Genomic DNA, 26591 nt, shown 5'->3' with positions numbered 1-26591 from the left:
TTATTATTAAGTTTTCTAAGTTTGATGACAGAAAGGAGTGGGGGAGCAGGGGAGCAGGGGAGAAGTTGCAGAAAGTTTTTCCCCTCTGCCCCTTAGCCCCTCTGCCTTTTATGCCCAATGCCCAATGCCCAATGCCCAATGCCCAATGATTATTTTGTATTTTTAATTTTATTTAATTATGATGCTCAAATTTCTAAAGCTTTTGCGAATCTTTATTATTTAATCTGATGAAACTTGCAATAAATGATCATTTATTTTGGTGTATATCTATCTGCTTATTTATATACAAAGAGATTATTTAAATAAAAATTTATTTTAACTAGCTAATTGCTAAATATTTTCAACATTAAATATTATATAAATATGTTTACTTAAATTAAAAATGGCAGAGAAATAGGGATACCATTCTCTGCCATTTTTTATAATATTTTAATAGTTGCTGCTGCCAACTTTTTCTTTCAGTCTCGGTAGACAAATCTAGATTATGAGAATTTTAGCTTTGAGCTGCTTGGACAAACCCTAAAGTTAAGCTGTCTTTGGCGAGGAAGTGAGATAAATGATACGCACGTTCCTCAGTTTTCAACAAAATCTTTTCGTACAGATAGCGCGTACCTCGATCGCCTAAACTCTCTGCCTGAGCAGCTTGGCGACGAATTACGCCAATGATTGCTTGTTCGGCAGCTAGATCGTTTTCCACCATTTGGCGAGAGGAATATACGCCTTCAGATTCTTGCTCAAAACAGGTTAATTCTGCTAATTTGCTGAAGGTAGCTACTGGCACACCACCCAGTCCATCTAAACGTTCTCCAATTTCATGAACGTGGTCTTGTACTTGGTTGTAGCTTTCGTTAAAAAACTCATGCAGAGAGTAAAATTCTGAGCCTTCAACTACAAAATGATGCTTTTGGTACTGCAAGTACAGTGCCTGGAAACTAGCTAATACAACGTTAAATCCTTCTGTAACTGGAGCAGTTACACTGCGATCCAGTAACACAGGATTGTCATATACATGACCAAAATTCCGTAACAAAGTTTGCGTTTCAGACATTGTTCTCCTCGCTATTTAGCAATTATAGATTTTAACTGCTTATTCTTTACATATTAACATTTTCACAATAATAGCAAGCCAATTTGCCATCACAATATTTTGTATTTTTGTTTACTAAAAGTCTTAAGTTTATTGTTTGCTAGATTATGGCACGCTCATCAAGTTGTGTATATTTCTCATTACTGTTGACATGAAAATTTAAGTGTGCATCCATCCCGAAGGGAGGAGGGGAGATGGAGGAGTAAATGCCTCCTTGGCTTAATATTCCTCGTCATCCCCTTCATCTCCCTCATTGGGGGATTGCAAGAATTATATTTTTTTTCCAAAATTAATGAGAATTGTTTGCACTTAAGGTATGCTGGTTTTAAGAGGCTAGACTACTAAGATTTTCAAAAAGCAGGAAGTTAAATGGCCGTAGTTACTACAAGTTTGTTGCACTTTGAGGGCAATTCTCTTGAAATCGTATAGTTCAGAAATAGAAATAAACCACCTTGTAGAGGTGAATTGGGTAGACCGCTGGCAAGTCTATCAACGCTTAGAGGAGTTAGACATTCCCTGTAGTTGTGCGACTAACCAGCCATTAAAAGTTGAAATTAGCAATCTGACTGCGGCTGTTCAACTTTGGAGTGTAGTACGGCGATTTACAGCCTCTCGTCAAGACCAAATTTGGACTCTTGAGTGTTGCTGGAAAAGTCGCTATCAACAGTTCTAATTTTTTGCTACTGCTGAGAATATCTCGCTTGACAGCTTGTTTTAGTAAAAAGGAGGTTAAAAAATGGGTGCATCTCACAATATGGAAGTATCAAAATTTTGCCTTGAGGGCAGATTTATAGATTTTGTTATTAAAGACGGCTATAAGCTAAAAGGTTTACTGCTAAGTACTCATGAGGGTGAATGCTACGTTAAACTCGCTAAACACTTACGGGCTGCTTTTGATTTGCGGCTACCAGCAGGTACTTGGCTACAAGTTGTTGGTTATAGAGAATACGATATAAAAAAAGACAAAGTTACACTCAAAGCTGAACGTGTGATGGCGGCGCGTTCTGAAACAGCAACAATTCAAACGATCGCACCAGTCCAAGAACCCCCATCGATTGATAATGTTAAGGTAAAGCCAGCTAAGGCTAAAGCCACTATTTTGGTGTGTCAAAAGTCTGATTGTATGAAACGCGGTGGTAAAGGAGTTTGTCAGGCGTTGGAGGCAGCTTTAAGCGATCGCGGTTTAGAAGACCAAGTTACAATCAAGGGCACTGGTTGTATGAAGAACTGTAAAGCCGGGCCGAATTTAGTAATGCCAGATAAAACCCGCCATAGTCGAATTCAAGCTGCACAGGTTCCAGCGTTAATGGATAAGCATTTTGGTGACAAGACTTTATCAGCGCAGCCTGAGAATTTAAGGGAAGTAGTGATATCTAATGGCAAGCTTTGGGGAAAAAATTCATAAAATCTTGACATTTAGATGAAAAAGCTTAATAATATCTTCTCAAGTGTGTTCCGTTAAGACTCGGCTGTAAAGCCCGCTAGAAGTTTGTAATAAAATCAAAAAACTGGCTTTAATTAAGGCCAGTTTTTTGAATGAAAAGGATTTTTATTAAGCAATTTTTAATTGGGATGGTTCGATAATTTAAAAAGATTCAAGGGAATGTGATTGATTGGTGAGTACGTAGACGCACTGAGGCTTGTTGTTAGACATCGCTTACAGTGGAAGCGTCAATCATCAATGACTTAAAAACAAATGCCACACACCCCGCAGTGGATATATATCGTTTTTTTCCCACTTAGCACGATAGTCATGATTTTTGTATTCCGTCATGACTGGAATCACCTCGCTAAACTCTACAGCACCCAAGAAGCGCCGCCACAAAACTTCTCCCGAATGCAAAGTGGTTCTGTGGGTTTAGTGTATTACAAAGGAACTTTAAATGTTGGTACAAATTCTCAAGGGATTTATCTGAGTATTTTCCCGTTGTTTAGCTTTGGACTTACGCCGTTGTTGATTCCCTGGAGTGCCATTAGCAAGATTGAACCTGCTAACCAACTATTTATTGAGCGTTTTCGCTTATATCTTGGTTCTCCAAAAGTCAAACTGATTTTAAGCAAAGATATTTTGGAACCAGCTAAAGAATTTTTAGCCACAAAGGGATTTGAGTGGATTTAGACAAATCCCGTTTTTAGCTGGCTGATATCATTCTGAATTTTAAATTTTGGATTATGTCTCTTAATGTGAAGCAAGCTATGCGTAGTGTCTCATTTAATACAGAATTACATTGAGCGATCGCCACACTTTCTCATAAGAAAGGAAAATTCGCTTAACATTTTTATGTAATTGCGTTCAGCCGCCAGTCTCTCGAATGCAAGTAGGCTGAGATATTGCGCTTACCCGTTTCTGTGCCAGAGGTTGAAATCCCAGGCTCATAATGCAAGTCCATTTGAGTGGACTTGCATTATGAGAGAGGAAATTGATTAGCAGTTTCTTGTTGGGACTTGTGGGTTTTCTGGAGAGTAGGTTGCAAATTACATGACTTAGTTAGACAAAATAGCAACAACTGTCGGATGGATGTAGCTTGCAGATGGTCAGGGAAGACAATTAAAAAGTCATTTAGGTCTTGGATAGCTTTACCAATAGATTCTGAGGAAGCACCTTTTGATAAGGCATAGCGATACAAATCGTTTGCTTGTTGAGTGTATTGAGCAGCCAAATAGTAAAGGGCTAAATTAAAAGTATTACGCCAGTCTTTAGCATCTTTTTTGCAATGTTCTGTAGCCAGCTTGATAGCGGGTACTAAGACAGTTTGTGCTTTGTGTGGTTGGTTAAGGGCTAAGTAGACTAAAGCACGATTATATCTAGCATCTTCATAGCGTTTTTCCTCATAAGCTTTTAACCCATTTGCTAATTGCTTACCCCAATACTGAACTTCAGCAGAATCCCCATCTTTACCAGCCTGAAGCATTGTTTTTGCATATTGTTGGGCAAAAGTGGGTTGATTTTTGAGGAGAGCAAGAAATTCATTAAGAGCTACAAATAAATTCCTTTGCGGTGACTGACATAATTTATGGTACAAAACATTTAAAGTGTGACTTTGCCAGCTAGGATCGCGCTGTTTGTTATCTTCATCCAATTGCAAATCGTTCCGCAGGCTGTCATAATATTGAGCCAACTTACCATGTATGTCAGCCCAACCTTGCGGCGATGAAAGGCGTTTGTGGCATAACATTTGGGTTTTGACGACATCATGATAAACCCAGCCGTTGCTACGTTCGTTGATAAAAGATGTTTCTTTCAACCAAGAAAATAGCTCATCAGCTTCTTCTTCCGTTCTTAATTTGGCTATAACATCCCGGTTCAAGCACCGAGGAATGGCAGCATCAAGCACCACTTGTCGCCGTTTGGGATCGTCAATCCATTTTAAAAAGTTTTTTACAGCACTACTGCTAGGCTCAATTACCTGGTTGGGGTGATTGGGATGAGCATCTGCTAACATTTCTATTAGCAGGGGTAAGTTTCCAGAAGCGTTTAAAATCACTTCAACAATGCGATTATCTGTAATGCCTTTGTGAATTAGGTATTGTTTGGCTTCTTCTTCTGTAAACGGTTCTAGAGGCAAACGAACTATTAATCCTTCGTAGGATGCCCAGTCATTTTTATCTAATTCTTGCCGACTGGCAACGATCATTAATATATTGGCAGAGACTTTACCGTGCTGGTTCTCAAAAATTTCCCGTAGCCAGTTCTCTAGGAATTCTCCGGTGCGTTCTGAGGTATCGAAAAACAGGACAACAGGAGTTTTATCAGCAATTTTAGAAATATCTTGCAAAAATAGCGGGGTCAGAACTTCTTTAGGTTCTTTAACTAAATGTACCTCATCTTTATTTGTGATTTTCTTTGCAACATAAGACGCCCATTCGCCGGCTTGAGTGGCCAAAGCATTCTCATCTACAAAGTCAAATACAGCACCGCCAACTGGAACTCGACGCGCCAGATGCACACCAGTTTTTACCATAGTTTTCCCAACAAAAGCGGAAAAACCTTGAGGAGCTTCTGGATCTGTTTCTAATTCTTGGCACTTTTGGCAGTAAACTTTGTAGCGATCGCTAAACTGCGTTAGTTTGTAACCTTGTTGTTCTAACTCCTCAGCTATACGACCCATGACCTCTGGTATAGTTTTTTCAGCTTCATCGATATAAGCCGAAATCATTTTTGCTTCGTCAGCAATTTTCCGAAACTGCCGCAGCAAAGTAGTTTTACCAACTCCGCCTTGACCAGAAACGTTAAACAGAAAACAATGGCGATTGTCTTCTACTGGTAATGCTAAATTTTGGCGAAATCGGTTTATTTGGTCTTCACGACCGACAAAATTTGATTGTTGACGTTGCTTAACAATATCTTGTAAACTCTTGGGCTTGTCTTGGGTATTCATAACAAGATTTAATTTTGAGGCGTTAATGTCTATAAACAGAACTACCAAATATACAAAATGTATTTCGGAATTTACTAAACTTTTTCGAGATAGTTTTTAGGACTTACGCACTATACAAATCAACCAAAACGTGTACTACGGTATTTAGTCTTTTCAGAGGCTTCAGATAACCCTGATTTATTCCGACATTTGCGATCGCTGGATGCAAAACATGGCTAAAATACCCAAATTGTGTTTAGTACTTATGTACGATGCGTAAGTCCTAGTTTTTATGCGTTGACCTTCTGAGGCTCGATGTTGACCTTCTGAGGCTCAACTTTGACCTTCTGAGGCTCGATGTTGACCTTCTGAGGCTCAATGTTGACCTTCTGAGGCTCGATGTTGACCTTCTGAGGCTCGATGTTGACCTTCTGAGGCTCGACTTTGACCTTCTGAGGCTCGACGTTGACCTTCTGAGGCTCAAAAATGCCTTGGCGATTAGAAATCGCGGCTATACAGACAAAACCCGCACTTCGGCACCTTTCGGCTTCGCTCAAGGCAAGAAGCTCAGTGACCGCCTGCGCGGGTTTCAAGAATCTTTGGAAACAAAATGCAAAAACGGCATAACATTGTTATGCATAACAAAGCGATCGCCTACGCTTTGTCATGAGCAAGGCAATGTAGTAGTAGCGTAGGCGTAGCCCGCCGCAGGCATCGCTTAATATTTGTATGCATTTGGGTTTAGCGAGAGCATGTCATGAGCAACGTGAGCATCCAGCTTCCTGACTCTTTGAACAAAAGTTTGCAGGAACTTGCCAAACAAGACGGGATTTCTATCGATCAGTTTGTGGCGATAGCAGTTGCGGAGAAAATCGCTGCACTCACAACTGAAATTTATCTAGGGGAGTTAGCAAAGCGAGGCAGTCGAGAAAAATACGACGCAGTTTTAGCGAAAGTACCAGATATTGAACCGGAATCTTACGATCGCTTACCTACAGCTTAATAACAAAGCGATCGCCTACACTTTGTGATGATAAAGACAAAGTAGTAGTAGCGATCGCTTAATGTCTTTATGGAATTTGTCAGATCGCCTACAGGCTCTCACGAGAAGGGCACAGTTGTAAAAGGGTAGGGGATAGCCCGCACTTCTCTACGAGACGCTGCGCGAACAACAAAGCTCAGTGACCACCGCAGGCATCGCTTAATATTTGTAGTAGAAATTACATGACCTAAGTTAGAGAAGACTGCAACAACTGTCGCATGGATGTAGCTTGCGGATGGTTAGGGAAGACAGTTAAAAAGTTATTTAAGTCTTGGATAGCTCCACGAATAGATTCTGAGGAAGCATCTTTAGATAAGGCATAGCGATATAACCGCTCTGCTGGTTGAGTATAATTAGCAGCCAAGTAATAAAGAGCTAAATTAAAGGCATTACGCCAGTCTTTAGTATCTTTTTCGTAACTCTGTTTAGCAAGCTTGATGGCAAGCACTAGGTCAGTTCGTGCTTTGTCTGGTTGATTAAGGGCTAGGTAAGCTAAAGCGCGATTGTATAAATCCCAATTACTGTCAGAATCTAAATCAATAGCGCGGTTGTAATCTGCAAGAGCCTCATTATACAGTTTAAGCATTAGGTAAGTTTGACCGCGACTTGCGATCGCCCAGGCATCTTTAGGGTCAAATGCAATGGCGCGGTCAAAGTCTTGTAGAGCTTCTGTGTAACGCTCCATTAAGCGGTAAGTTTCACTGCGAAGTGCAATCGCCCAGGCATCTTTGGGGTCAAGTTCAATGGCACGGTCAAAGTCTTGTAGAGCTTCCGTGTATTGCTCCATTGAGCGGTATGTTTGACCGCGACTTGCGATCGCCCAGGCATCTTTAGGGTCAAGTTCAATGGCGCGGTCAAAGTCTTGTAGGGCTTCCGTGTATTGCTCCATTGAGCAGTAAGTTTCACCGCGAAGTGCGATCGCCCAGTCAAGTTTAGGGTCAAGTTCAATAGCGCGGTCAAAGTCTTGTAGAGCTTCTATGTAACGTTCTATTAAGCGGTAAGTTTCACCGCGATGTGCAATCGCCCAGGCATCTTTAGGGTCAAGTTCAATGGCGCGGTCAAAGTCTTGTAGAGCTTCCGTGTATCGCTCCATTGAGCGGTATGTTTGACCGCGACTTGCGATCGCCCAGGCATCTTTAGGGTCAAGTTCAATGGCGCGGTCAAAGTCTTGTAGGGCTTCCGTGTATTGCTCCATTGAGCGGTAAGTTTCACCACGAAGTGCAATCACCGGGGCATATTTGGAGTCAAGTTCAATGGCGCGGTCAAAGTCTTGTAGAGCTTCCATGTAATGCTCCATTGAGTGGTAAGTTATACCGCGAAGTGCGATCAGCCAGCCAAATTTGAGGTCAAATTTAATGGCGCGGTCAAAGTCTTGTAGAGCTTCCGTGTAACGCTCCATTAAGCGGTAAGTTTCACCGCGAAGTACAATCGCCCAGGCATATTTGGGGTCAAGTTCAATGGCGCGGTCAAAGTCTTGTAGAGCTTCCGTGTAACGCTCCATTAAGCGGTAAGTTTCACCGCGAAGTACAATCGCCCAGGCATATTTGGGGTCAAGTTCAATGGCGCGGTCAAAGTCTTGTAGAGCTTCCGTGTAACGCTTCATTAAACGGTAAGTTACACCGCGAAGTGCCATCGCCCAGGCATCTTTGGGGTCAAGTTCAATGGCGCGGTCAAAGTCTTGTAGGGCTTCTGGGTAACGCTTCATTGAGCGATAAGTTTCACCGCGCCAACCTAGAGCAATAGATTGCCATTGTATCTGAATGCTGGGATTCTGTAAGATTGCGGTAAACATTTCAACCGTGACTTGATAACGGTCTTCTTCATAAGCTTTTAAACCATTAGTTAGTTGTTCACCCCAACGCTTAACTTCAGCAGAATCAGCATCTTTACCAGCCTGAAGTATCGTTTCTGCCCATTGTTGAGCAAATTTACGTTGATTTTTGAGTGCAACGAGAAATTCATTGAGAGCTAGAGATAAACTTTTTTGTGGTGACTGACATAACCTGTGGTACAACACATTTAAAGTGTGACTTTGCCAGCTAGGATCGCGCTGTTTCTTTTCTTCTTCTAATTGCAGATCGTTCCGCAGGGTGTCGTAGTAATTTGCCAACTTGCCATGTATCTCAGCCCAACCCTGCGGTGATGATAGGCGCTTGTGGCGTAACATTAGCATTTTGACGACATCGTGATAAGCCCAGCCGTCAGTACGTTCGTTGACAAAGGATATTTCTTTTAGCCAACTAAATAGCTCATCGGCTTCTTGTTCTCCTCTCAACTGAGCGACAATATCCCGATTTAAGCACCGAGCAATGGCAGCATCAAGAGCTACTTGTCGTCGTTTGGGTTCATCAATCCATTTTAAAAAGCGTTCTACAGCACTGCTGCTAGGCTCAATTATTTGGTTAGGGTTATTTTGATAAGCGTCTGTTAGCATTCCCACTAGCAAGGGCAAGTTTCCAGAAAGGCGTAAAATCTCTTCAACATGCTGACTGTTAGTGATGCCTTTGCAAGTTAGATATTTTTGGGCTTCTTCTTCTGTAAAGGGTTCTAGAGGGAAACGAACTATTAACCCCTCGTTGCCTGTCCAAAGATTTTTATCTAATTCCTGCCGACCAGCAATAGTTATCAATATATTCAAAGATACTTGACCGTGGCGACCCTCTAAAATTTCTCGTAACCAGTTATCTAAGAATTCCCCGGTGCGTTCATAAGTATCAAAAAACAAAGCAATAGCAGTTTTCTCACAAATTTTAAAAATATCTTGTAAAAATAGTGGGGTCAGGACTTCTACAGGTTCTTGAACTAACTGCACCTCATCTTTATTTGTGATTTTCTTAGCAACATAAGATGCCCATTCTCCGGCTTGGGTAGCCAAAGCATCCTCATCTACAAAGTCAAATACAGCACCGCCAACGGGAACTTGACGCGCCAGACGCACACCAGTTTTAACTACAGTTTTGCCTACAAAAGCCGAAAAACCTTGAGGAGCATCTGGATCGGTTTCTAATTCTTGTCGCTTTTGACGGTAAACTTTGTAGCGTTCGGTAAACTGCGGCAGTTTGTGACCTTGCCGTTCCAAGTCTTCAGCTAGACGACCCATAGCTTCTGGTACAGTTTTCTCGGCTTCATCTATATAGGCCGTAATATTTTTTGCTTCTTCAGCAATTTTGCGAAACTGTCGTACAAGTGTGCTTTTACCAACCCCGCCTTCACCCCAAATGTTATACAAAAAACGACGACGAGTGTCTTCTACATGCAATGCCAGATTTTGGCGGAATTGATTGGTTTGGTCTTCACGACCCACAAAACCTAATTGCTGACGTTGTTTAATAATATCTTGTAGGTTCTTGGGCTTGTTTTGTGGGTTCATTACAAGATTCAATTTTGAGGTGCTAATGCCTTCAGAATAACTACTAAATATACAAAGTGTATTTCGTAATTTATTAAATTTTTTTTCAGTAATTTTTATGCATTGACCTTCTGAAGCTCGACGTTGACCTTCTGAGGCTCAATGTTGACCTTCTGAGGCTCAACTTTGACCTTCTGAGGCTCAACTTTGACCTTCTGAGGCTCAATGTTGACCTTCTGAGGCTCAATGTTGACCTTCTGAGGCTCGACGTTGACCTTCTGAGGCTCAATGTTGACCTTCTGAGGCTCAACTTTGACCTTCTGAGGCTCAAAAATGCTTTGGCGACTTAGCGCTTATCGGTGAAGTCTAATATAGACCTAACCCCCAGCCCCTTCCCTACAAGGGAAGGGGAGTAAGATTCAAAGCCTCTCCCCTTGTAGGGGAGAGGTTTGGAGAGAGGTTAAAGTGTATTTGAGATTAACGAGATGCACTATATAAATCGCGGCTACACAGACAAAACCCACACTTCGGCAAGCTCAGTGACCGCCTGCGTGGGTTTCAAGAATCTTTGGATACAAAACGCGAAAAGGGCATAACATTGTTATGCCCCTACAAATAAGGTATATTTTATCAAATTGATAATTGGTATGATTACCTGTTTTAAGCTTTAGCTAACTGAGGCTTCAGGTTGCTTTTTCTTAGAACGGCGGTTAAACCTGCGTCCTATCTCATCAATTACTGCATCTAAACCTGTGACATCACCGCTAGCTTTGGCATAGCTATAAACTGCTAATGCTGAGGCATACGCTTCACTAGCAGCAGCTATACAGGTATCATCTACCAGTTCTTGCAGTTGTGTCAAAGATAACAGCACCGGATACAAGTCCTCATATATTTCTAAGTCCCGGCGCATCTCTTCTAAATCAAAAGAACGGGGCAAAAAGTTAGGGTTTTGTGTCGCTACTTCTAAAGCTTTGCTGACAAAAGCCCGACTTTTATCTCCCATTTTCAACATTGTTCGCCTGTCTTCGGGGGTCAAATCAACCAAAAACGGTAACTTTTCCCGAATAGTGGTTATCGCCTGCATGACTGCTTCTTTATCTGCTGGGGCGAGGCTAGCACTGATGCGATTTTCTGCCATTTTTAATACTCCTTTAGGGTACTTAATTTCAGTATTCCCAAAGTTGTAGAAGCGATCGCCTTTGTTGAGAGATAATTAACGATGAAACTGAATGCAGAAATCAATGCGTAAACAAATCATCGAATATACATCTCCACTAGATGCGCTGATTGCCCTTACCAAACAGTTAAATACCTATGAAATAAAGTACCAAATGAATTCAGAAGATTTTTTTGCCCAATACAGCCAAGGCGAAACTTCTGACGATGAAGTATTTGTCGAATGGGCAGGAAACTACCAACATTATCTAGCTCTACACCAAGATATAAAGAGCAAACTTAGAGATGTCGCGTAAAGTCATCCAAGCATATTTAAATGAAATCGATCAACTTTTACTCAGATGCTCTAACATATACGTTGAAGAATATAGTGCCGTAATTTTAACGACAAAGAGAGCTAATCTCCGCATTAGAATACGTTTCGCTCTCAAATATTGACTAGGAATCAGTGAAGCCTTTGTTATTGTAGATAATCAGATTACATATATCGATTACCGTTATCACTTTCAAAACGAGCAAAATAGTTTGATTTTTCGTTATGACAGTACACCACACTTTCCCAACTTGCCTAGCTTCCCGCACCATAAACATCTTTTCGATAACGTAATTGCTTGCGAAAAGCCACATATAGCCGATGTGCTACAAGAAGTGATGGAGTTTTTAGAGTCAAAACAAAACAATCAAATGTAACCGTTAAAATTTGCTCATTGATGCGTTCCTCCTAACCGCCAATCACAGCGATCGCATTCATCAGAGGAGAACACTCAAAAATACTTGCAATTGCTAATTGCTAACTTTGCTGTTGAAGTTCTAATTTTTTAAACCACGATCCAGTCAAGCTTGTATTTCCAGCAAAAGTGCCTGATAACCTGCTTGGACAAAATGTTGATCGGCCGTGGCTGCAATAATTAACCCCTGATCCTGCATGACAATAAACGAAATACAATCAGTTAAACCCCAGGTTTTGTCTAGACGGGATTGATAAAGTTTTAAAGCATGGTTGAGCAGTGGTGTGTCTACACTCACAATATACATATTTGGGGTTTGATAGCACTGTTGGATAAACTGCATGGCAGCTGTGCGATTAAAAGCACTCAAAGCATTACCAACTTCGATTAAAACAGCTTCAGTAACCCATACTTCAACAGCATTTCGGACACGCGGTAGCAGCGTTCTAGCCTTGATATGGTATTGATCGCGTGCATTCAGTAACGCCTGGATAAAAACAGTGTCTAAAAATATTCGCTCACCTGTCATGTGTTAATTTCAGGTTGACGTTTTGGTGTGCCATACAGGTAATAATCGTGTTGACTTGCCCAATCATCGGGTGCATCAACTGTTCCAGTTAAACCTTCTAATACATCCCATGCATCAGCTACTTTAATTTGAGATGAGTTAATATCCTCAGAAACAATGGTAATCACATAGCGTTTGTTCGGTTCTAAATCAAGTGGAATATCTGGCCGCAAAACAGAACCATCAAATGTAACTGTTAAAATTTTGCTCATTGTTCTATTTCTCCTAACCGCCAATCACAGCGATCGCATCAATTTCTACCAACACATCTTTAGGTAAGCGCGATACCTGCACACAAGCCCGCGCTGGGGCTGTATTTTCCGGGAAATATTTAGCATAAATGGCATTCACCGCCGCGAAATCATTCATATCAGCTAAAAATACAGTGGTCTTCACCACATCTTGAAAAGTCGCACCGGCTTCTGTGAGGATGGCTTCAAGGTTAGCTAATACCTGCTCAGTTTGCTTTTTGACATCATCAGTGTAGACGACATCACCAAGGCGGGGATCGATGGCAATTTGTCCAGCTATAAATATAAATTGACCTGAAGCTGCGATCGCTTGATTATAAGGGCCGACTGGTGCGGGTGCGTTATCAGTATTAATTACTTTACGGATCATAGATATTACTTTCTCTAACGATGTTTCCTGTTTACCGATTTCTGCTTCAGCTGCGATCGGTTTATAGATTTCTCCATCTGGCATTATCGCACCAGTTAGGTCAGCATCTTTAAAGTTGACACCATAGATATTTGCCCCAGTTAAATCTACCTTCTTCAGCTTTGCCTCTTTCAGATTCGCGTTGATCAAATCTACTTTTTGTAGTTCTGCTTTCTCTAAATTTGTCCCCTCAAGGCAGGCTCTTCTGAAATTTACACCGATAAGATTTGCTGCGCCAAGATCAGCCTGAGTCAGATTCATACCTGACAAATCCTTTTGAGATAAATTAACGCCCCGAATTTTGGCTCCCTGCAAATTAGCACCTTTGAGTATCACTTGAGCTAAGTTTGCTTGACTCAAATCAGCTGCAAACAAGTTAGCTCCACTTAAATTAGCACTAGTAAGATTAGCTCTAACTACCTTTGCTTCATTTAAGGATGCGTCAGTTAAGTTTGCAGAATTGAGTGTTGTATCACTCAAGTTGGCATTATCTAGGTTGGCATTACTAAAGTTAGCGCTACTCAAGTTTGCTTTACTCAAGTTGGCGTTATCCAGATTAGCGTTACTAAAGTTAGCGCTATTTAGTTTAGCTCCACTCAAGTCAGCACTACTTAGGTCTGCCCAACTCAAATTTAAACTAGAACTTTCGCCCAACTCACTCAAATTTGCACCTGTTAGAGAAGCTCTAGTGAAGTTTGCGTTTTGAAGAAATGCTTTACTTAGGTTCGCATCATTTAAATCTACACCCGTCAAATCTGCACCTGTTAGGTCTATTCCAGTTAGATTTGCATATTTGAGGTCTACTCCTCTAAGATTCTCGTTGTGAAATTTTCGTTCTCCTGCGGCGTATTTCTCCAACAGTGTCTCAGCGTCCATAATTCACCTTTAAATACCACTGACACAGTATAATCACAAAAACTTTGTGTCACAGATATTCCTCTCCCCTCTTCTCTCTGCGCTCTTTGCGCCTCTGCGGTTCGTCCCTCTTACCCCAACCTCGGACGTATCCCATAATGCCGATATCGCCAATAATCGCGCAGAATGCGATCGTGGTCAAAACATAAATTACCAGGCATACGCCAATACTCAAAAATGCCTACACCCTTAGCATCATCTCCAGCCATCGGTTCCCCCGTAGCTGTCGCCAAAAACACAATACTAATGGTATGCTGACGCGGATCGCGATTTGGGTCAGAATATACCAGTAATTGTTCAACTAATTCCACCTGTAAACCCGTCTCTTCTTCAGCTTCTCGCCGCGCCGCCACTTCCACCGCTTCTCCATAATCTACAAAACCACCAGGAATAGCCCAACCTAAAGGTAGATTATGTCTTTCAATTAACACTATTGGCCGATGAGGTCGATCTACTAGTTCAATAATGATATCAACTGTCGGTGTAGGATTTCGGTAAGTCATAGTGATTTACTCATTAGTCATTGGTCATTGGTCATTGGTCATTAGTCACTTGTACTAAGTTTCGACTGCGCGGTAATCGAGCGACTTGTACTGAGCATAGTCGAAGTAAGTCGAGATTCAACTACCGCGTAGTCGTTGGCGTAGTCACTGAGCATAGTCTAAGTGCAGCCTCTCCAAGAGTTGTATTGGTTATTACCAAAGGATAAATGACAAAGGACAAATGACAAACAAAATGAGTTTACTTGATTTCCCCTGCAAATACCGTTCCGTGATAAATTCGATGCGATCGCCTAGCGTTTCCATCAGACAATTGCTCCCTCTCATAATTCAGGTTACTTATGCCTTTTCCTAGATCCAGTGGCATTTTGCTGCATCCTACCTCCTTTCCCAGTCGATTTGGCATTGGGGATTTAGGCTTAGAAGCCTATCGCTTCATTGATTTTCTTAAAGAGAGCCATCAACAATATTGGCAAGTTTTACCACTGGGCCCCACTGGATACGGCAATTCTCCGTATATGTGCTACTCGGCAATGGCGGGAAATCCCCTGCTGGTTAGCCCAGAAAAACTGCGAGATGAGAATTTGCTCACTGAAGAAGACTTTGCCAATTTACCAGGATTTCCGGTAGAAAAGGTAGACTTCGAGCAGGTTGTGCCAATTAAGATTGGGCTACTCAAAAAAGCCTGTGACAACTTTAGAGCCAATGCTACGCCCATTCAGCAGAAAGAATTTGCAGGTTTTTGCGACAGTAAAGCTTATTGGCTAGATAATTACGCCTTATTTATGGCGCTGAAAGATGCCAACGACAATGCAAACTGGCACTCATGGAAGCCCGAATTTGTCAAGCGCGATCCCCAAGCATTGGAGCAAGTACAGCATCGGCTCAACGGAGAGATTTATTATTACAAATTCGTCCAATTTGAGTTTTTCCGCCAGTGGTCAGAACTAAGAAGTTACGCTAATATGCGCGGTATTCACATTATTGGCGATATCCCCATCTACGTATCTCATGATAGTGCCGACGTGTGGGCGCATCCCGATATGTTTTGCTTAGATCCAGAGACAGGTGCTGCTGCTCAAATGGCAGGAGTTCCACCAGATTACTTTAGCGCTACTGGTCAATTGTGGGGCAACCCGGTTTATAACTGGGATGAATTGCAAAAACAAGACTTTAAATGGTGGGTACAGCGCTTTGAGGCAATGCTGGATTATGTAGATATAATTCGCATCGATCACTTCCGGGGCTTCGAGGCTTATTGGGCTGTGCCGCAAGGCGAACAAACTGCCATCAATGGTAAATGGGTGGAAGCGCCTGGAGATGCTTTTTTTGAAGTGATTAGGCAAAAGTTAGGCAAGCTACCTGTCTTAGCAGAAGATTTAGGAGTAATTACACCGGGGGTAGAAGCACTGCGAGACAAGTATGAATTTCCGGGGATGAAAATTTTGCAATTTGCCTTTAGTGCTGATTCCGCTAATCCATTTTTACCATTCAATTATCCGCACAATGCTGTAGTTTATACCGGAACTCACGATAATGATACAACTATAGGCTGGTTCAATACAGCCGAGGACGAGGAAAAGCAAAACTTGTTGCTTTATTTAGGTTCTATCAGCCCTGATGGCATTCACTGGGATTTAATTCGCCTAGCTTTGAGTTCTGTAGCCAACCAAGCGATTATTCCCTTGCAAGATATTTTGGGATTAGGAAACGAAGCGCGGATGAATTTTCCCAGTATTGCAGAGGGGAACTGGGAGTGGCGCTATCAAGCAGGAGCGATAACAGACGAATTCCGCGATCGCTTGAAGGTTCTTACCAAACTCAATGGACGCGCCCCGGAAGATCAAGTCCAGTGAGGAGTGGGGCTGAGTGAGCAGGGGAGCAGAGGGGCAGGGGAGCAGGGGAGCAGGGGAGCAGGGGAGCAGGGAGCAAGGGATAAGGGGGACAAGGAGGAATAATATTGAATAAATCTTTTCCTGTTCTTCCCCCTCTTCCTTGTCTACCCTGTCTCTTTTCAATCCCCAATCCCCAATCCCCAATGCCCCATGCCCCATGCCCCATATTTCAAAATTTAGGTTTCGCAGCAATCCTAACTTCTTCCTCTTTCCCTGGCTCTCCCATTTCCTTAGCTTTCTCTTGATTGACGCTCACCAAGACACCACCAGCATTATCAGTTTTCACTGTCAGTTGCTCTTGGGCTTTCCAAACTCGGTGAGTTCCCTCTGGCAGAATACCCTCAAACTCGGTTTTGCCATCGGCTACTATACGAATCCAAGATGAGGCTTTCAAAGTTACACCAACCTGTACAACCTGTCCCTTTTGGACACCGTTGAGGGTATCGCTGACAGGTTGTACCTGTGTTGACTCTTTTAGTTGAGCTAGTTCTGGTTTAACAACAGACTTTTGTTTTGGATATTGCTGGTTTGGGCTATTACTTGCTTGTAGTAAAGCGTTATTTAATAACTGAGATAACCCATTTACAGAGCATACTATTAGCAATATGTAAAGAAAGTAAAGATGAATCGGACGTAGTTGAGCCAGGGGTGAAGTATTCCCCTTACTTAAAGGACTAACTTGGGCAGAACTGACCGGAAAAGTGCCAGAAAATTCGACTCCATTCAAGCCGAGTGCATCGGCAAATTGTCTGATCAAACCTTGAATATAGACTGGTTCTGGTAGATCGTTTAAATTACCTTCTTCAATCGCCTGCAATAATCGTCGGGGAATCCTGGTCAATGCAACCACTTGTTCTAAGGATAGACCCTGTTCTTGGCGCAATGCCCAAAGTTGAGCGCCTAATTCTGCCAACTTTTCGGCTCGTTGTTCCTCTAATGAAAGTGATGGCTGGTGCTTATTCTTCTTTCTTAGCCATTTCATGCCTACTGACACTCCTTAACTCCACTGAATCAATAATTAGGTTGCGTTATTTGATCTTGCAAAAAGCGAATTTCATAATCTTTGAGGGAACGATATTTACCCTCTGACAAAAAGGGTTGCTTTGGAGTTTGTAATTGAATTGGGCCGATAGCAGTCCGATGCAGCTTGATTACTGGGTATCCTAACTGTTGAGCTATACGGCGAATTTGGCGATTTCTTCCCTCCTGCAACACTATTTCTAAAACGCTTTCTTCGGTACGACGTTCTATTAGATGTACCTTAGCGACCCTGGTTTTTCTACCCTCCAACATCACACCTTGACGCCACATCTGTAGTACTGTTTCTGGAGGATGTCCTTTGACCAAAACATGATATGTCTTGGAAATACTATGACGTGGATGGGTTAGTCCAAATGTCAGTTCTCCGTCATTGGTCAGGATTAATGCTCCTGTAGAGTCTGCATCTAAACGGCCAACTGGGTGAATACCTGAACCCTCCCGTAATTCTTTCGGTAGTAAATCTAGGACTGTTGGTCTTTGATGAGGGTCGTAGCAAGTGGAAACCACTTTCGGTGGTTTGTGCAGCAATAGATATATTAAAGCCGGACGCTGCTTTTCGGATACAGACTGACCATCAATTGCGATCGCATCTTTTTCGGGATCGACTTTTTGGCCTAAATGTGCCAATACCCCATTAATCCGCACCCGTGAGTGCCTAATCATTTCTTCGGCTTCACGACGTGAGGCGATACCCCATTGAGCAAGAATTTTTTGTAACCGTACCTCCATGTGGAAATTGCTTATTTATTGTTATCAATTAAATGATATTTGCATTTTGTAGCGAGTAGGCATAAATGTTACATTTAAAGCTTATTTAATTTCGGTTCGGTTGTTGAGCAAATACTCTTAAACAGATTGGTTAAATGCCAGAGCAAAATCCCCAAACAACAAGTGGAAATAAAATCCGCATAATTACGCAAGTACTCACAACAGCAGTCAAGCTTTGGTTGAGAGCGCAGGTCAGCCAAATATCGGCATTAGAAGTGGAGATTAAAGCTAGCGATCGCCAACTTTTCTCTGGACGCATTCCTTTGGTATCTGTTTTTGCTACTCATGCAGTTTATCAAGGTCTCCTAATTACCCAAATTCAATTAATAGCAGAAAATATTCGGATAAATCTTGGCTCCGTACTCAAGGGAAAACCCCTGCGACTGTTAGAAACAGTACCAGTGGTTGGCAATTTGATCGTAGATGAGAAGGATCTTAATGCTTCTCTCTCATCAGACTTATTATCGACTGCTTTGAGCGATCTATTGGTTAAGGTTTTACCAAAAGGTTATCCCCAGTCACAACCAATCAAGTGGCAAGAAATTATCCTTGGGAACAACCAAATTATACTGCGAGGTTTGAGAGTAACCAATAGCGAAACAACGCCTCTAGAGATTTGTCTAGGCTTACAATTACTTAGTGGACATGAGTTGCAACTGGTACATATCCCAATCAACCCAGACCAAGGAGATATATTAAAAAACAATTATGAGTACAATCTCGATCTTGGCTCAGATGTCGATATCCAAGAATTAACGCTGATCCCAGGAAAGCTGGTGTGTCGTGGGCGGATTAACGTTAACCCTTGACGGATCTCACAAATTAAAAAATATTAATACCCTATTTTAAATGATGTGGCGTCTAGTGGAACAAGAGCAGGGGTGCAAGGGGGACAAGGGGGACAAGGGGGACAAGGGAGACAAGGAGGAATTATTGAATAAATCTTTTCCTGTTCTTCCCCCTCTTCCTTGTCTACCCTGTCTCTTTTTAATGCCCAATGCCCAATGCCCAATGCCCAACTCACCTATTTACTAAGTAGTGGCAAAAGTAATGTCACAAAATAGTAAACCAAAGGAGCAGTAAAAATATAACTATCGGTACGGTCTAAAATACCACCATGACCGGGGATTAATTGCCCAGAATCTTTAACTCCAGCATCCCGCTTGAGCATAGATTCTGTAAGATCCCCTAAAAGACTAGCAATGCCAATCAGCAAACCCAATGCTAAACCAGTGAACGGGGATTCAGGCAAGTGAAGATAATAAGCTCCCGCTATGGCTACGGCAACACTTGAAGTAATACCAAAGACAGCGCCTTCAACAGTTTTTTTCGGGCTAATGTCAGATAGACGCGTTTTCCCAAAGAATTTGCCAATGGTGTACGCACCGATATCAGCTGCCCAAATACACAAAAAAGTTAGTAATGTGGCTGTAAAACCTTGTGCTAAAGAAGCGGAATTTGCTTTTTCCCAGAAATCTGTCCAGGTTGTGGGCCAGTAACCTCCCAAAGGGAGATTGCTAAAAGCAGCGCTATCAATTGCTCGTAACCGCACCCAGTAACTTGGTAAATAACCGACGTAAAATAGCCCCATAATAGAAGCGGAAACATCAGCGATCGTCGCAAATTTGGGTTGAAACAGCAGGTAAAAACAAATAAGTGTGCCAGCTATTGGCATCACAGCGTCAGCTAAACTGCCATCAAGGGTACAAATCACCAGCAATACTTGGCTGACAGCCATAGTGGTTTTAGCGGCGGGAGCGATGCCTCTAGCTCGCACCAAATTAAAATATTCCTGTTGACCCAAAAAGATGATAACCGCAAAGATGATGGTAAAGTACCAACCCCCAAAAAGGGTTGCAGAAAGAGCAAGAGCGATCGCAACAATTCCACTAATAATCCGAGACCAAGGCATAGAAGTATTGGGTACTGGGTATTGGGTACTGGGTACTGGGTACTGGGTATTGGGTATTGGGTATTGGGTATTGAGTATTTGGAAAACTTTTTCCCATCTAGTCCTAGTCCCTAGTCCCCAGTCCCCAGTCCCTAGTCCCTAGTCCCTAGTCCCTAGTCCCCATGCCCCATTCCCTAATCCAGTTTCTCACCACTGAGGATAAAAATGGGATCGACGGCGGTAAAGGTTTGAGAAAAGCCGCGTGTCTCTAGGCGGTTAACCGCAGATTGGACGACTTCGATATTTCTAGCCCTTAATAGGGAAAAGCTTTGGGAAATAGCATACAGACTTTCTAGATTAGCAGCTGTGGCTACAACCCGACCGGATGGCGGCAAATAATGCCAAGCTGCTTGCAGTATTTCCTGAATGGGGCGACCTCCCTCGATACAAACGCGATGAGGGGTAATTTTGAGGTCATGTAAACATTCTGGGGCGCTGCCTTCAACAACTTCGACATTTTTCACATCAAAGCGATCGCAGTTACGCTTGATCAGACTAGCTACTTCTTCATCCCTTTCGATAGCGATAATCTGTCCGCCTGGACACAATAGCCCCACCTCTACCGGAATTGTACCCGTCCCTGCACCAATATCCCACAACACGGAATCTGATTTCAGCCGCAGTTGGGCAATCAATAGCAGTCGGACTTCTCGCTGGCTCAGGGGAATTCCTGGCAAATGCTCAAATAATTCATCGGGAATACCAGGGGTAATATAAGGCCAAAGTTGGGAGGGCATAGAATTACGCAATTATACTAAAGATATCGATTTGCCAAATTGAAAAGCTATCAGCTATAAAACTTTTCAACGGTAGCATTATAAGAAAACATAATGATTGGTGAAATATTAGGCGATCGCTACGAAATTCAGCAGCTATTAGGAAAAAAAGCAGGGCGACGGACGCTATTAGCTCGTGATTTGCAAACTCAGAAATTAGTTGTCATTAAATTACTCTCTTTTAGCAGTGACTTTGAGTGGGATTCACTCAAGTTGTTTGAACGAGAAGCTGAAACTTTAAAAAACCTAGCACATCCCTCAATTCCTGGCTATTTAAACTATTTTGAGGTAAATTTACCAACCATCAAAGGATTTGCTCTAGTACAAACTTATATCCCTGCACAAACTTTAGAGCAATGCTTACAAACTGGGCGGACTTTTACCGAAGCTGAAGTTAAACAGATAGCCAAAGCACTTTTAGAGATTCTTGTTTACCTACATGAACTACATCCGCCTGTAATTCATCGTGATATTAAGCCTAGCAATATTTTATTGGGGGAGCGTTCTGGAAATAGTGTCGGTCAAGTTTATTTGGTAGATTTTGGCTCAGTGCAAACAGTCCTGGCTAGCGAAACCGGGACAAGAACTGTGGTGGGAACTTATGGCTATATGCCACCAGAGCAATTTGGCGGACGCACTGTTGCAGCATCAGACCTTTATAGTTTAGGCGCAACTTTAATTTACTTGGTGACAGGTACTCACCCAGCCGATTTACCCCAAAAAGATTTTCGCATTCAGTTTAAACAACTGGCTAATCTCAGTCCCAGCTTTAGCAATTGGTTAAAGTGGATGATTGAACCTAATTTAGAACGGCGTTTGAGTTCAGCTGACCAAGCACTCGCAGCTTTAGAGAAACCACAACCAACAAACTTGCCGATTTTGGTTGTTGGCAAACCAGATGGCAGTAAGATTCAACTAACCAAAAATTGGGATTTTCTAGAAATTATCGTTCCACCATCTGGTTTTGATCCATCAATAATATTTACAGGTTTATTTGCGATCGTCTGGAATTCATTTATTCTCTTTTGGACAATTGGCGCACTTTCAGCACCTTTTCCTGTCAACATCCCCTTTGCGTTGTTTTCACTTCCATTTTGGGGTGCTGGCTTGATGATGGTGTATAAATTTTTCTTTCATTTTTTTGGACGCATTTGCTTACGCCTGAATCCAGAACAAATTTCCCTAACTTGGGAATTGTTTGCTTGGAAATTTTATCGTCCCCGTGCATCGCCAAGACAAAGTATTAATAAATTAGTTTACATTCCCAAACATTTTACGAAAGATTCTGAAGGTACGAGAATTGCCGTTCCCGCACAATTGGATATTTGGGTAGGAGTAAAAAAATATCAACTTGGTGGTAGTGATGGTGCAATTAAATCGGAAGCGGAACTGGAATGGCTGGCTCAGGAATTAAGCGATTGGTTAGGTTTGCCAATTACCAATCCAATTAGAAGTTAGTTGCGCCGCCGCTTTGTGGCGAACTTATGGGATGTGAGCCATCAATGTCTATATTTAATTACAGATGCTTTAGAGGAAATTATATGTTTGGACTGGGATGGCCAGAAATAGCTGTAATTAGCATAGTCGCTATTCTAATTTTCGGCCCAAAAAAAATTCCTGAACTGGGAACTGCACTGGGCAAAACCCTGCGAGGTTTTAAGGAGGAGATGAAAACTCCCAGCGAGGAAACCAATCAGGGAGAAGAAAAACAGTAATTAAAAGAGTCAGGAGGAGCCAGTATACTGCTTTCTCCTGATTCCTGGCTACAGTAAGGTATTCACCACAGAAGAAGGCGCGATCCCATTTTGGGAATCGATTATAGTTGTGCCAGAATTTGGTTGGTGTATCTCTTCCTTGGCTAAACCACGCAGCTTAATTAACTTAATGGCGCGAGTAACGCTTTCTGGCAAAATCACCACCAGGCTGTTATCAGGAGCCATATCTAAGCCTTTATTGATTGCTTGGGTTTCATCCAGAATTGATTCATAGCGGCTATCAGGCTTAACTTCTGTGATGCCTTGAATAATCAACTGGGCGGCTGAACCACGTAAGCGTCCGCGTGTATCATCGTCTTCTTTGATGATGATGTAATCAAAAATTTGCGCTGCTAATTTACCTAGAGTAACAAAATCTTCGTCGCGGCGATCGCCAGGGCCCCCAATTACGCCAATCCGTTGTCCTGTAGTCCAGTTCCGCACAAAGGAACCTACAGCTTCGTAACTGGCTGCATTGTGAGCATAATCCACTAAAGCGTGGTAGTTGCCCAAATTAAATAGATTCATTCGTCCCGGTGTTTGACTAACTGAAGCCCGGAAGGTTTTCAAACCAGCACGAATCTGCTCAATTGTGACGTTTTGCACAAACGCTGCCAAACTTGCTGCTAAAGCGTTGGCAATCATAAACGGCGCACGTCCGCCCATTGTTAAAGGTATATTTTCTGCTCTTTCTATGCGATGTGTCCAGTCACCTTTAACAATTGACAAATAGCCATTCTCATATACTGCCGCAACTCCACCCTTTTGGATGTGCTTCCGCACTAATTCCGAATCGGGATTCATGGTGAAGTAAGCAATATTAGCTTTAGTTTTTTCTGACATCGCAGCGACGCGGCGATCGTCGGCATTGAGTACCGCATAGCCATCAGGGAATACAGCTTCTGCCACTACACTTTTGAGGTTAGCTAACTGCTCAATGGTATCTATATCGCCTATTCCTAAGTGGTCGGCGGCTACATTCAATACTACTCCTACATTTGCGGCTTCAAAGCCCAATCCAGAGCGGAGAATGCCACCGCGAGCCGTTTCTAGTACTGCTACTTCTACCGTAGGATCTTGGAGGATGAGATAGGCACTTTGAGGGCCTGTATTATCGCCAGCTTCTACTAAGTAATCACCGATGTATGTTCCATCGGTAGTAGTATAACCTACTACTTTTCCAGTTTGTTTATAAATATGTGCTAGTAGTCGAGTAGTGGTGGTTTTGCCATTAGTACCCGTGATGCTGAGAATGGGAATTTGGCTAGATTGCTCGTTAGGAAACAGCATATCCATCACTGCACCAGCGACATTGCGGGGAATACCTACGCTTGGGGCAACGTGCATCCGAAAACCGGGAGCAGCGTTAACTTCGACAATCACGCCATCCACTTCCCGCAGAGGACGGCTAATATCTGTGGTGACGATATCGAGTCCGGCGATATCCAAACCGATGATCTTGACTACTCGTTGTGCCAACCACAGATTTTCTGGGTGAATTTCATCGGTGCGATCGACGGCACTACCACCTGTACTCAAGTTGGCTGTTGCCCTGAGATAACAAATAGTGCCCTTGGGTGGCACGCTATTTAGGGTGTAACCTTGCCTTTCTAGCAGTTGGTAGCTGGTGCGGTCTAGTTCAATCTTGGTCAGGACGTTATCATGTCCTTCACCGCGATTTGGATCGAGGTTTGTTTCTTCAATCAGTTCGGCAATGGTGGATCTGCCGTTGCCAATGACATGAGCTGGGACACGTTCGGCTACTGCTACTACTTTGCCATTTACCACCAGTACCCTGTGGTCGCGCCCAACGTAATATCTTTCGACAATAATTGACCGAGAAACCTGTCTGGCAGCTTCATAAGCAGCCTCAGCCTCTTCCCAACTTCTGATATCAATGGTGATCCCACGCCCGTGATTGCCATCTAAGGGCTTGATGACGATGGGATAGCCGCCAACGAATTCAATGGCTTGTTCCAAATCGTCTAAGAAGTTGATTACTGTACCTCTGGGTACTGGCGCACCAGCAGCAGCAAGGATACGTTTAGTGGCTTCTTTATCGCAAGCTAGTTCTACGCCCAGAATGCTGGTGTTGTCCGTCATTGTTGCCTGCATCCGCTTCTGGTTCACGCCATAGCCTAGCTGAATCAAAAAGCGGGCTTCCAGCGCCATCCAGGGAATACCTCTTTTTTCTGCTTCTTTGACGATCGCTTCCGTAGAAGGGCCTAAGGAAGCATCACGGGAAAAATCTTTCAGGTCTTGGATATCTTGCTCTAGTTCTGCCTTGGGATAACGGCCTCGATCGACAATACTCTGGCATAGCCGTACTGCGGCTCGTCCAGCGTAGCGTCCCGCTTCCTCATTCAGGTACTCGATTACTACTTGGTAAATTCCGGGTGTGGCAGTTTCGCGGGTGCGACCAAAGCCGACATGCATCCCAGCTAATTCTTGGAGTTCTAAGGCTACGTGTTCTACTATGTGGCCGATCATAGTGCCTTCTTTGACTCGCATCAGAAAACCACCGCGACAGCCAGGCGAACAATAGTGACCCTCCAGACTTGGCAGCGCCTCAACTAATCCTTCATAAAAGCCAGGGATTTCATTCGAGGGCGTCTCGCCAAGGTTTTCTAAATCGAGGCGCATGACGATCAGTTTGTGGCGTCGAATGCTCCAATAGTTTGGGCCGCGTAATGTCTGGATCTTGAGAATTCTCATGGGAATAGGTAGATGGAGATTCGGAACCAAAATTCTAGTTTCTTACTGGAATTGACCGCTAAACTGTTCGTTAAAAACAGTTTTTTCTTTTTACATGGTATTCTTATCATTTTTCTTTCTACGGTAAGAAATAATAAATGTGCGGTCAACTCAGTGTAACCTCAGATACTCTATCCCGTCAGCTGGAGATTCGGTGTACAGCAGGCAATACAGTCCGCTGGTACAAGTGGAAGCGATCGCCTAAGCTGAGGATATGAAGACGTAAATTATGTACGGTTAAAGGTTCATTAGCACCGACATGGGGTTCGTTAGTATGGGTCAGTTCGGTGGGATCGACAATGGTGACACTGCCTTTACCCATAACTTGTAGCCAACCATCACGTTCAAACACTGCACAAGTATCTTCGTCAATGCCAATACCTAAGCGATCGGGATGAGCTGCGATCGCACTAATCAGTCGCCCCATCCGATTACGGTTGTGAAAGTGTTGGTCAACGATTACTTCAGGAATAAATCCCAAACCCGTTGCCATATCCACTAGGGAACGATTGGGCGTCTCTCCACTCCCGCCGCCAGCAATCATGTGATGCCCCATCACCGCCGCTCCTGCACTGGTGCCTGCTAACGTAAGTTGCCCCGCCCTCACCCGCTGACGAATAATTTCCATTGCTGGCGTATCTGCCAAGACGCCACAAAGACGCAGCTGGTCTCCTCCTGTCAAAAATACCCCACTACAGGCTTCTAAGGATGCTTTGATCTGGGAGGCTTCACACTGTTCTCGTTCGCGGATGTCTAAAATCTCTACCTTCTGGGCACCCATTTCTTCAAAAATGCGAATATACCGACCACCGATGATGGCAGGTTCGCGAGAGGCAGATGGAATAATTGTAATATAAGCCTTACTAGCACCAGCGCGTCCAAAAAAAGTTCGTAGGATTTCGCGCCCATGAACTTTATCTTCTGCACCTCCGATAACCAGAACGGCGGTTTTAGTTGCTTGGGGTGTCCTCATTTCTAGCGATTTAGCTTGTAATTGCGGCATTTTGGTTCTCCTGTCAACAACTTCAGGAGCCATCGCCTTGGTGTTCGCATAGCGTCTCCGTCAGGAGAGGCAGCACGGTCTTGAGGGTTTCCCCCATGAGCGACTGCCGTGCATGGTTCCCCGGCTTGTGGCGAATGGCGTGTGAATTCAACAAGGTTCAGTTGCTGATAATTTTTGCGCTTTGCAACTTTTGAGAGGACACTTTTTGGAAGTTTGGAACTGGGGAAAGCCACTCTCCAAATTCTCGCTTCACGCTCGCATTG

Annotated in this window: 25 protein-coding genes; 10 read left to right on the top strand and 15 right to left on the bottom strand. The window is 43.1% G+C overall.

Annotation, left to right across the window (positions count from 1 at the left end):
• Positions 1-493: 493 nt before the first annotated feature.
• Entirely contained in the window at positions 494-1048 is a 555-nt protein-coding gene (locus RMY64_RS19915; protein WP_322669776.1) for a Dps family protein, read from the bottom strand.
• 454 nt (positions 1049-1502) lie between these two features.
• On the opposite strand from RMY64_RS19915, the gene RMY64_RS19910 reads away from it, so the two are divergent.
• The 3 genes from RMY64_RS19910 (at position 1503) to RMY64_RS19900 (ending at position 3206) form a co-directional block, all read left to right on the top strand.
• Positions 1503-1760 carry an Asr1405/Asl0597 family protein gene (locus tag RMY64_RS19910; RefSeq protein ID WP_322686660.1) on the top strand — a complete coding sequence of 86 codons (258 nt, stop codon included), beginning with the start codon at positions 1503-1505 and terminating at the stop codon, positions 1758-1760.
• Positions 1761-1823: 63 nt separating this feature from the next.
• Positions 1824-2492: a (2Fe-2S) ferredoxin domain-containing protein gene (locus tag RMY64_RS19905; protein ID WP_322700920.1), complete on the top strand. Its 669-nt coding sequence runs from the start codon at positions 1824-1826 to the stop codon at positions 2490-2492.
• Between the two features lie 348 nt (positions 2493-2840).
• Positions 2841-3206: a hypothetical protein gene (locus tag RMY64_RS19900; RefSeq protein ID WP_322669779.1), complete on the top strand. Its 366-nt coding sequence runs from the start codon at positions 2841-2843 to the stop codon at positions 3204-3206.
• Between the two features lie 286 nt (positions 3207-3492).
• On the opposite strand, the gene RMY64_RS19895 is transcribed toward RMY64_RS19900, so the two are convergent.
• A complete protein-coding gene (locus tag RMY64_RS19895) occupies positions 3493-5466 on the bottom strand; it encodes an ATP-binding protein (protein ID WP_322700919.1) in 1974 nt (657 codons plus the stop codon).
• A gap of 269 nt (positions 5467-5735) precedes the next feature.
• Positions 5736-6038: a hypothetical protein gene (locus RMY64_RS19890; RefSeq protein WP_322700918.1), complete on the bottom strand. Its 303-nt coding sequence runs from the start codon at positions 6036-6038 to the stop codon at positions 5736-5738.
• 164 nt (positions 6039-6202) lie between these two features.
• Between RMY64_RS19890 and RMY64_RS19885 the strand changes: the two genes are divergently transcribed.
• Complete coding sequence (locus RMY64_RS19885; RefSeq protein ID WP_322700917.1) at positions 6203-6448, top strand: toxin-antitoxin system HicB family antitoxin; 246 nt, start codon at positions 6203-6205, stop codon at positions 6446-6448.
• A 226-nt stretch (positions 6449-6674) separates the two neighbouring features.
• Here RMY64_RS19885 and RMY64_RS19880 read toward each other — a convergent pair whose 3' ends face one another.
• Both RMY64_RS19880 and RMY64_RS19875 read right to left on the bottom strand, forming a co-directional pair.
• Positions 6675-9857: a tetratricopeptide repeat protein gene (locus tag RMY64_RS19880; RefSeq protein ID WP_322700916.1), complete on the bottom strand. Its 3183-nt coding sequence runs from the start codon at positions 9855-9857 to the stop codon at positions 6675-6677.
• A 646-nt stretch (positions 9858-10503) separates the two neighbouring features.
• The gene (locus RMY64_RS19875) at positions 10504-10977 is read right to left on the bottom strand and encodes a hypothetical protein (RefSeq protein ID WP_322700915.1); all 474 of its coding nucleotides are present in this window, start codon (positions 10975-10977) and stop codon (positions 10504-10506) included.
• Between the two features lie 103 nt (positions 10978-11080).
• Between RMY64_RS19875 and tumA the strand changes: the two genes are divergently transcribed.
• Both tumA and tumE read left to right on the top strand, forming a co-directional pair.
• Positions 11081-11311 (top strand): antitoxin TumA, encoded by a 231-nt coding sequence (tumA, locus tag RMY64_RS19870; protein ID WP_322700914.1) that lies wholly within the window; start codon positions 11081-11083, stop codon positions 11309-11311.
• Positions 11312-11459: 148 nt separating this feature from the next.
• On the top strand, positions 11460-11705 hold the full coding sequence (gene tumE, locus RMY64_RS19865; protein ID WP_322700922.1) for a toxin TumE: 246 nt from the start codon (positions 11460-11462) through the stop codon (positions 11703-11705).
• A 144-nt stretch (positions 11706-11849) separates the two neighbouring features.
• Here tumE and RMY64_RS19860 read toward each other — a convergent pair whose 3' ends face one another.
• The 4 genes from RMY64_RS19860 to RMY64_RS19845 all read right to left on the bottom strand — a co-directional run bounded on the left by RMY64_RS19860 (position 11850) and on the right by RMY64_RS19845 (position 14389).
• A complete protein-coding gene (locus tag RMY64_RS19860) occupies positions 11850-12272 on the bottom strand; it encodes a type II toxin-antitoxin system VapC family toxin (RefSeq protein ID WP_322669789.1) in 423 nt (140 codons plus the stop codon).
• Positions 12269-12523, bottom strand: coding sequence for a hypothetical protein (locus tag RMY64_RS19855; protein WP_322669790.1), 255 nt, complete (start codon positions 12521-12523; stop codon positions 12269-12271). The genes RMY64_RS19860 and RMY64_RS19855 overlap by 4 nt, the downstream gene beginning before the upstream one ends.
• 13 nt (positions 12524-12536) lie before the next feature.
• The gene (locus RMY64_RS19850) at positions 12537-13847 is read right to left on the bottom strand and encodes a Rid family detoxifying hydrolase (protein ID WP_322700913.1); all 1311 of its coding nucleotides are present in this window, start codon (positions 13845-13847) and stop codon (positions 12537-12539) included.
• Positions 13848-13957: 110 nt separating this feature from the next.
• Positions 13958-14389 (bottom strand): NUDIX hydrolase, encoded by a 432-nt coding sequence (locus RMY64_RS19845; protein ID WP_322700912.1) that lies wholly within the window; start codon positions 14387-14389, stop codon positions 13958-13960.
• A 338-nt stretch (positions 14390-14727) separates the two neighbouring features.
• Here RMY64_RS19845 and malQ point away from each other — a divergent pair, with 338 nt between their 5' ends.
• The gene (malQ, locus tag RMY64_RS19840; RefSeq protein ID WP_322700911.1) at positions 14728-16242 is read left to right on the top strand and encodes a 4-alpha-glucanotransferase; all 1515 of its coding nucleotides are present in this window, start codon (positions 14728-14730) and stop codon (positions 16240-16242) included.
• A 208-nt stretch (positions 16243-16450) separates the two neighbouring features.
• Here the strand turns inward: malQ and RMY64_RS19835 are convergent, their stop codons facing one another.
• Together RMY64_RS19835 and RMY64_RS19830 are read right to left on the bottom strand one after the other, a co-directional pair.
• Positions 16451-17263 carry a RodZ family helix-turn-helix domain-containing protein gene (locus RMY64_RS19835; RefSeq protein ID WP_322669794.1) on the bottom strand — a complete coding sequence of 271 codons (813 nt, stop codon included), beginning with the start codon at positions 17261-17263 and terminating at the stop codon, positions 16451-16453.
• Positions 17264-17292: 29 nt separating this feature from the next.
• Positions 17293-18051, bottom strand: a complete 759-nt coding sequence (locus RMY64_RS19830) for a pseudouridine synthase (RefSeq protein ID WP_322700910.1) — start codon at positions 18049-18051, stop codon at positions 17293-17295.
• A gap of 134 nt (positions 18052-18185) precedes the next feature.
• Between RMY64_RS19830 and RMY64_RS19825 the strand changes: the two genes are divergently transcribed.
• Positions 18186-18899, top strand: a complete 714-nt coding sequence (locus RMY64_RS19825) for a DUF2993 domain-containing protein (protein WP_322700909.1) — start codon at positions 18186-18188, stop codon at positions 18897-18899.
• 215 nt (positions 18900-19114) lie between these two features.
• On the opposite strand, the gene RMY64_RS19820 is transcribed toward RMY64_RS19825, so the two are convergent.
• Both RMY64_RS19820 and cbiT read right to left on the bottom strand, forming a co-directional pair.
• Positions 19115-20002: a phosphatidate cytidylyltransferase gene (locus RMY64_RS19820; protein WP_322669797.1), complete on the bottom strand. Its 888-nt coding sequence runs from the start codon at positions 20000-20002 to the stop codon at positions 19115-19117.
• Positions 20003-20175: 173 nt separating this feature from the next.
• Positions 20176-20778, bottom strand: coding sequence for a precorrin-6Y C5,15-methyltransferase subunit CbiT (gene cbiT, locus RMY64_RS19815; protein ID WP_322669798.1), 603 nt, complete (start codon positions 20776-20778; stop codon positions 20176-20178).
• Between the two features lie 93 nt (positions 20779-20871).
• On the opposite strand from cbiT, the gene RMY64_RS19810 reads away from it, so the two are divergent.
• Entirely contained in the window at positions 20872-22275 is a 1404-nt protein-coding gene (locus RMY64_RS19810) for a serine/threonine-protein kinase (RefSeq protein WP_322686645.1), read from the top strand.
• Positions 22276-22358: 83 nt separating this feature from the next.
• Complete coding sequence (tatA, locus tag RMY64_RS19805; protein ID WP_322669863.1) at positions 22359-22532, top strand: twin-arginine translocase TatA/TatE family subunit; 174 nt, start codon at positions 22359-22361, stop codon at positions 22530-22532.
• Positions 22533-22580: 48 nt separating this feature from the next.
• Here tatA and cphA read toward each other — a convergent pair whose 3' ends face one another.
• Complete coding sequence (gene cphA, locus RMY64_RS19800) at positions 22581-25286, bottom strand: cyanophycin synthetase (RefSeq protein ID WP_322669864.1); 2706 nt, start codon at positions 25284-25286, stop codon at positions 22581-22583.
• A 178-nt stretch (positions 25287-25464) separates the two neighbouring features.
• Entirely contained in the window at positions 25465-26328 is an 864-nt protein-coding gene (locus RMY64_RS19795) for a cyanophycinase (protein WP_322669800.1), read from the bottom strand.
• Positions 26329-26591: the final 263 nt, after the last annotated feature.

This window comes from Nostoc sp. DedQUE08 (assembly GCF_034530895.1).
In the GTDB taxonomy this organism is placed as follows: domain Bacteria; phylum Cyanobacteriota; class Cyanobacteriia; order Cyanobacteriales; family Nostocaceae; genus Nostoc.
This window is presented reverse-complemented; position numbering and strand designations above follow the sequence as displayed.

Coding starts and splice junctions, on each gene's coding strand:
- RMY64_RS19795 (WP_322669800.1), bottom strand. CDS start 26,328: ATGCCGCAATTACAAGCTAAATCGCTAGAAATGAGGACACCCCAAGCA.
- RMY64_RS19895 (WP_322700919.1), bottom strand. CDS start 5,466: ATGAATACCCAAGACAAGCCCAAGAGTTTACAAGATATTGTTAAGCAA.
- RMY64_RS19860 (WP_322669789.1), bottom strand. CDS start 12,272: ATGACAGGTGAGCGAATATTTTTAGACACTGTTTTTATCCAGGCGTTA.
- RMY64_RS19810 (WP_322686645.1), top strand. CDS start 20,872: ATGATTGGTGAAATATTAGGCGATCGCTACGAAATTCAGCAGCTATTA.
- malQ (WP_322700911.1), top strand. CDS start 14,728: ATGCCTTTTCCTAGATCCAGTGGCATTTTGCTGCATCCTACCTCCTTT.
- RMY64_RS19850 (WP_322700913.1), bottom strand. CDS start 13,847: ATGGACGCTGAGACACTGTTGGAGAAATACGCCGCAGGAGAACGAAAA.
- RMY64_RS19830 (WP_322700910.1), bottom strand. CDS start 18,051: ATGGAGGTACGGTTACAAAAAATTCTTGCTCAATGGGGTATCGCCTCA.
- RMY64_RS19855 (WP_322669790.1), bottom strand. CDS start 12,523: ATGAGCAAAATTTTAACAGTTACATTTGATGGTTCTGTTTTGCGGCCA.
- cbiT (WP_322669798.1), bottom strand. CDS start 20,778: ATGCCCTCCCAACTTTGGCCTTATATTACCCCTGGTATTCCCGATGAA.
- RMY64_RS19885 (WP_322700917.1), top strand. CDS start 6,203: ATGAGCAACGTGAGCATCCAGCTTCCTGACTCTTTGAACAAAAGTTTG.
- RMY64_RS19915 (WP_322669776.1), bottom strand. CDS start 1,048: ATGTCTGAAACGCAAACTTTGTTACGGAATTTTGGTCATGTATATGAC.
- tatA (WP_322669863.1), top strand. CDS start 22,359: ATGTTTGGACTGGGATGGCCAGAAATAGCTGTAATTAGCATAGTCGCT.
- RMY64_RS19835 (WP_322669794.1), bottom strand. CDS start 17,263: ATGAAATGGCTAAGAAAGAAGAATAAGCACCAGCCATCACTTTCATTA.
- RMY64_RS19880 (WP_322700916.1), bottom strand. CDS start 9,857: ATGAACCCACAAAACAAGCCCAAGAACCTACAAGATATTATTAAACAA.
- cphA (WP_322669864.1), bottom strand. CDS start 25,286: ATGAGAATTCTCAAGATCCAGACATTACGCGGCCCAAACTATTGGAGC.
- RMY64_RS19900 (WP_322669779.1), top strand. CDS start 2,841: ATGATTTTTGTATTCCGTCATGACTGGAATCACCTCGCTAAACTCTAC.
- RMY64_RS19905 (WP_322700920.1), top strand. CDS start 1,824: ATGGGTGCATCTCACAATATGGAAGTATCAAAATTTTGCCTTGAGGGC.
- RMY64_RS19875 (WP_322700915.1), bottom strand. CDS start 10,977: ATGGCAGAAAATCGCATCAGTGCTAGCCTCGCCCCAGCAGATAAAGAA.
- RMY64_RS19820 (WP_322669797.1), bottom strand. CDS start 20,002: ATGCCTTGGTCTCGGATTATTAGTGGAATTGTTGCGATCGCTCTTGCT.
- RMY64_RS19845 (WP_322700912.1), bottom strand. CDS start 14,389: ATGACTTACCGAAATCCTACACCGACAGTTGATATCATTATTGAACTA.
- tumA (WP_322700914.1), top strand. CDS start 11,081: ATGCGTAAACAAATCATCGAATATACATCTCCACTAGATGCGCTGATT.
- RMY64_RS19825 (WP_322700909.1), top strand. CDS start 18,186: ATGCCAGAGCAAAATCCCCAAACAACAAGTGGAAATAAAATCCGCATA.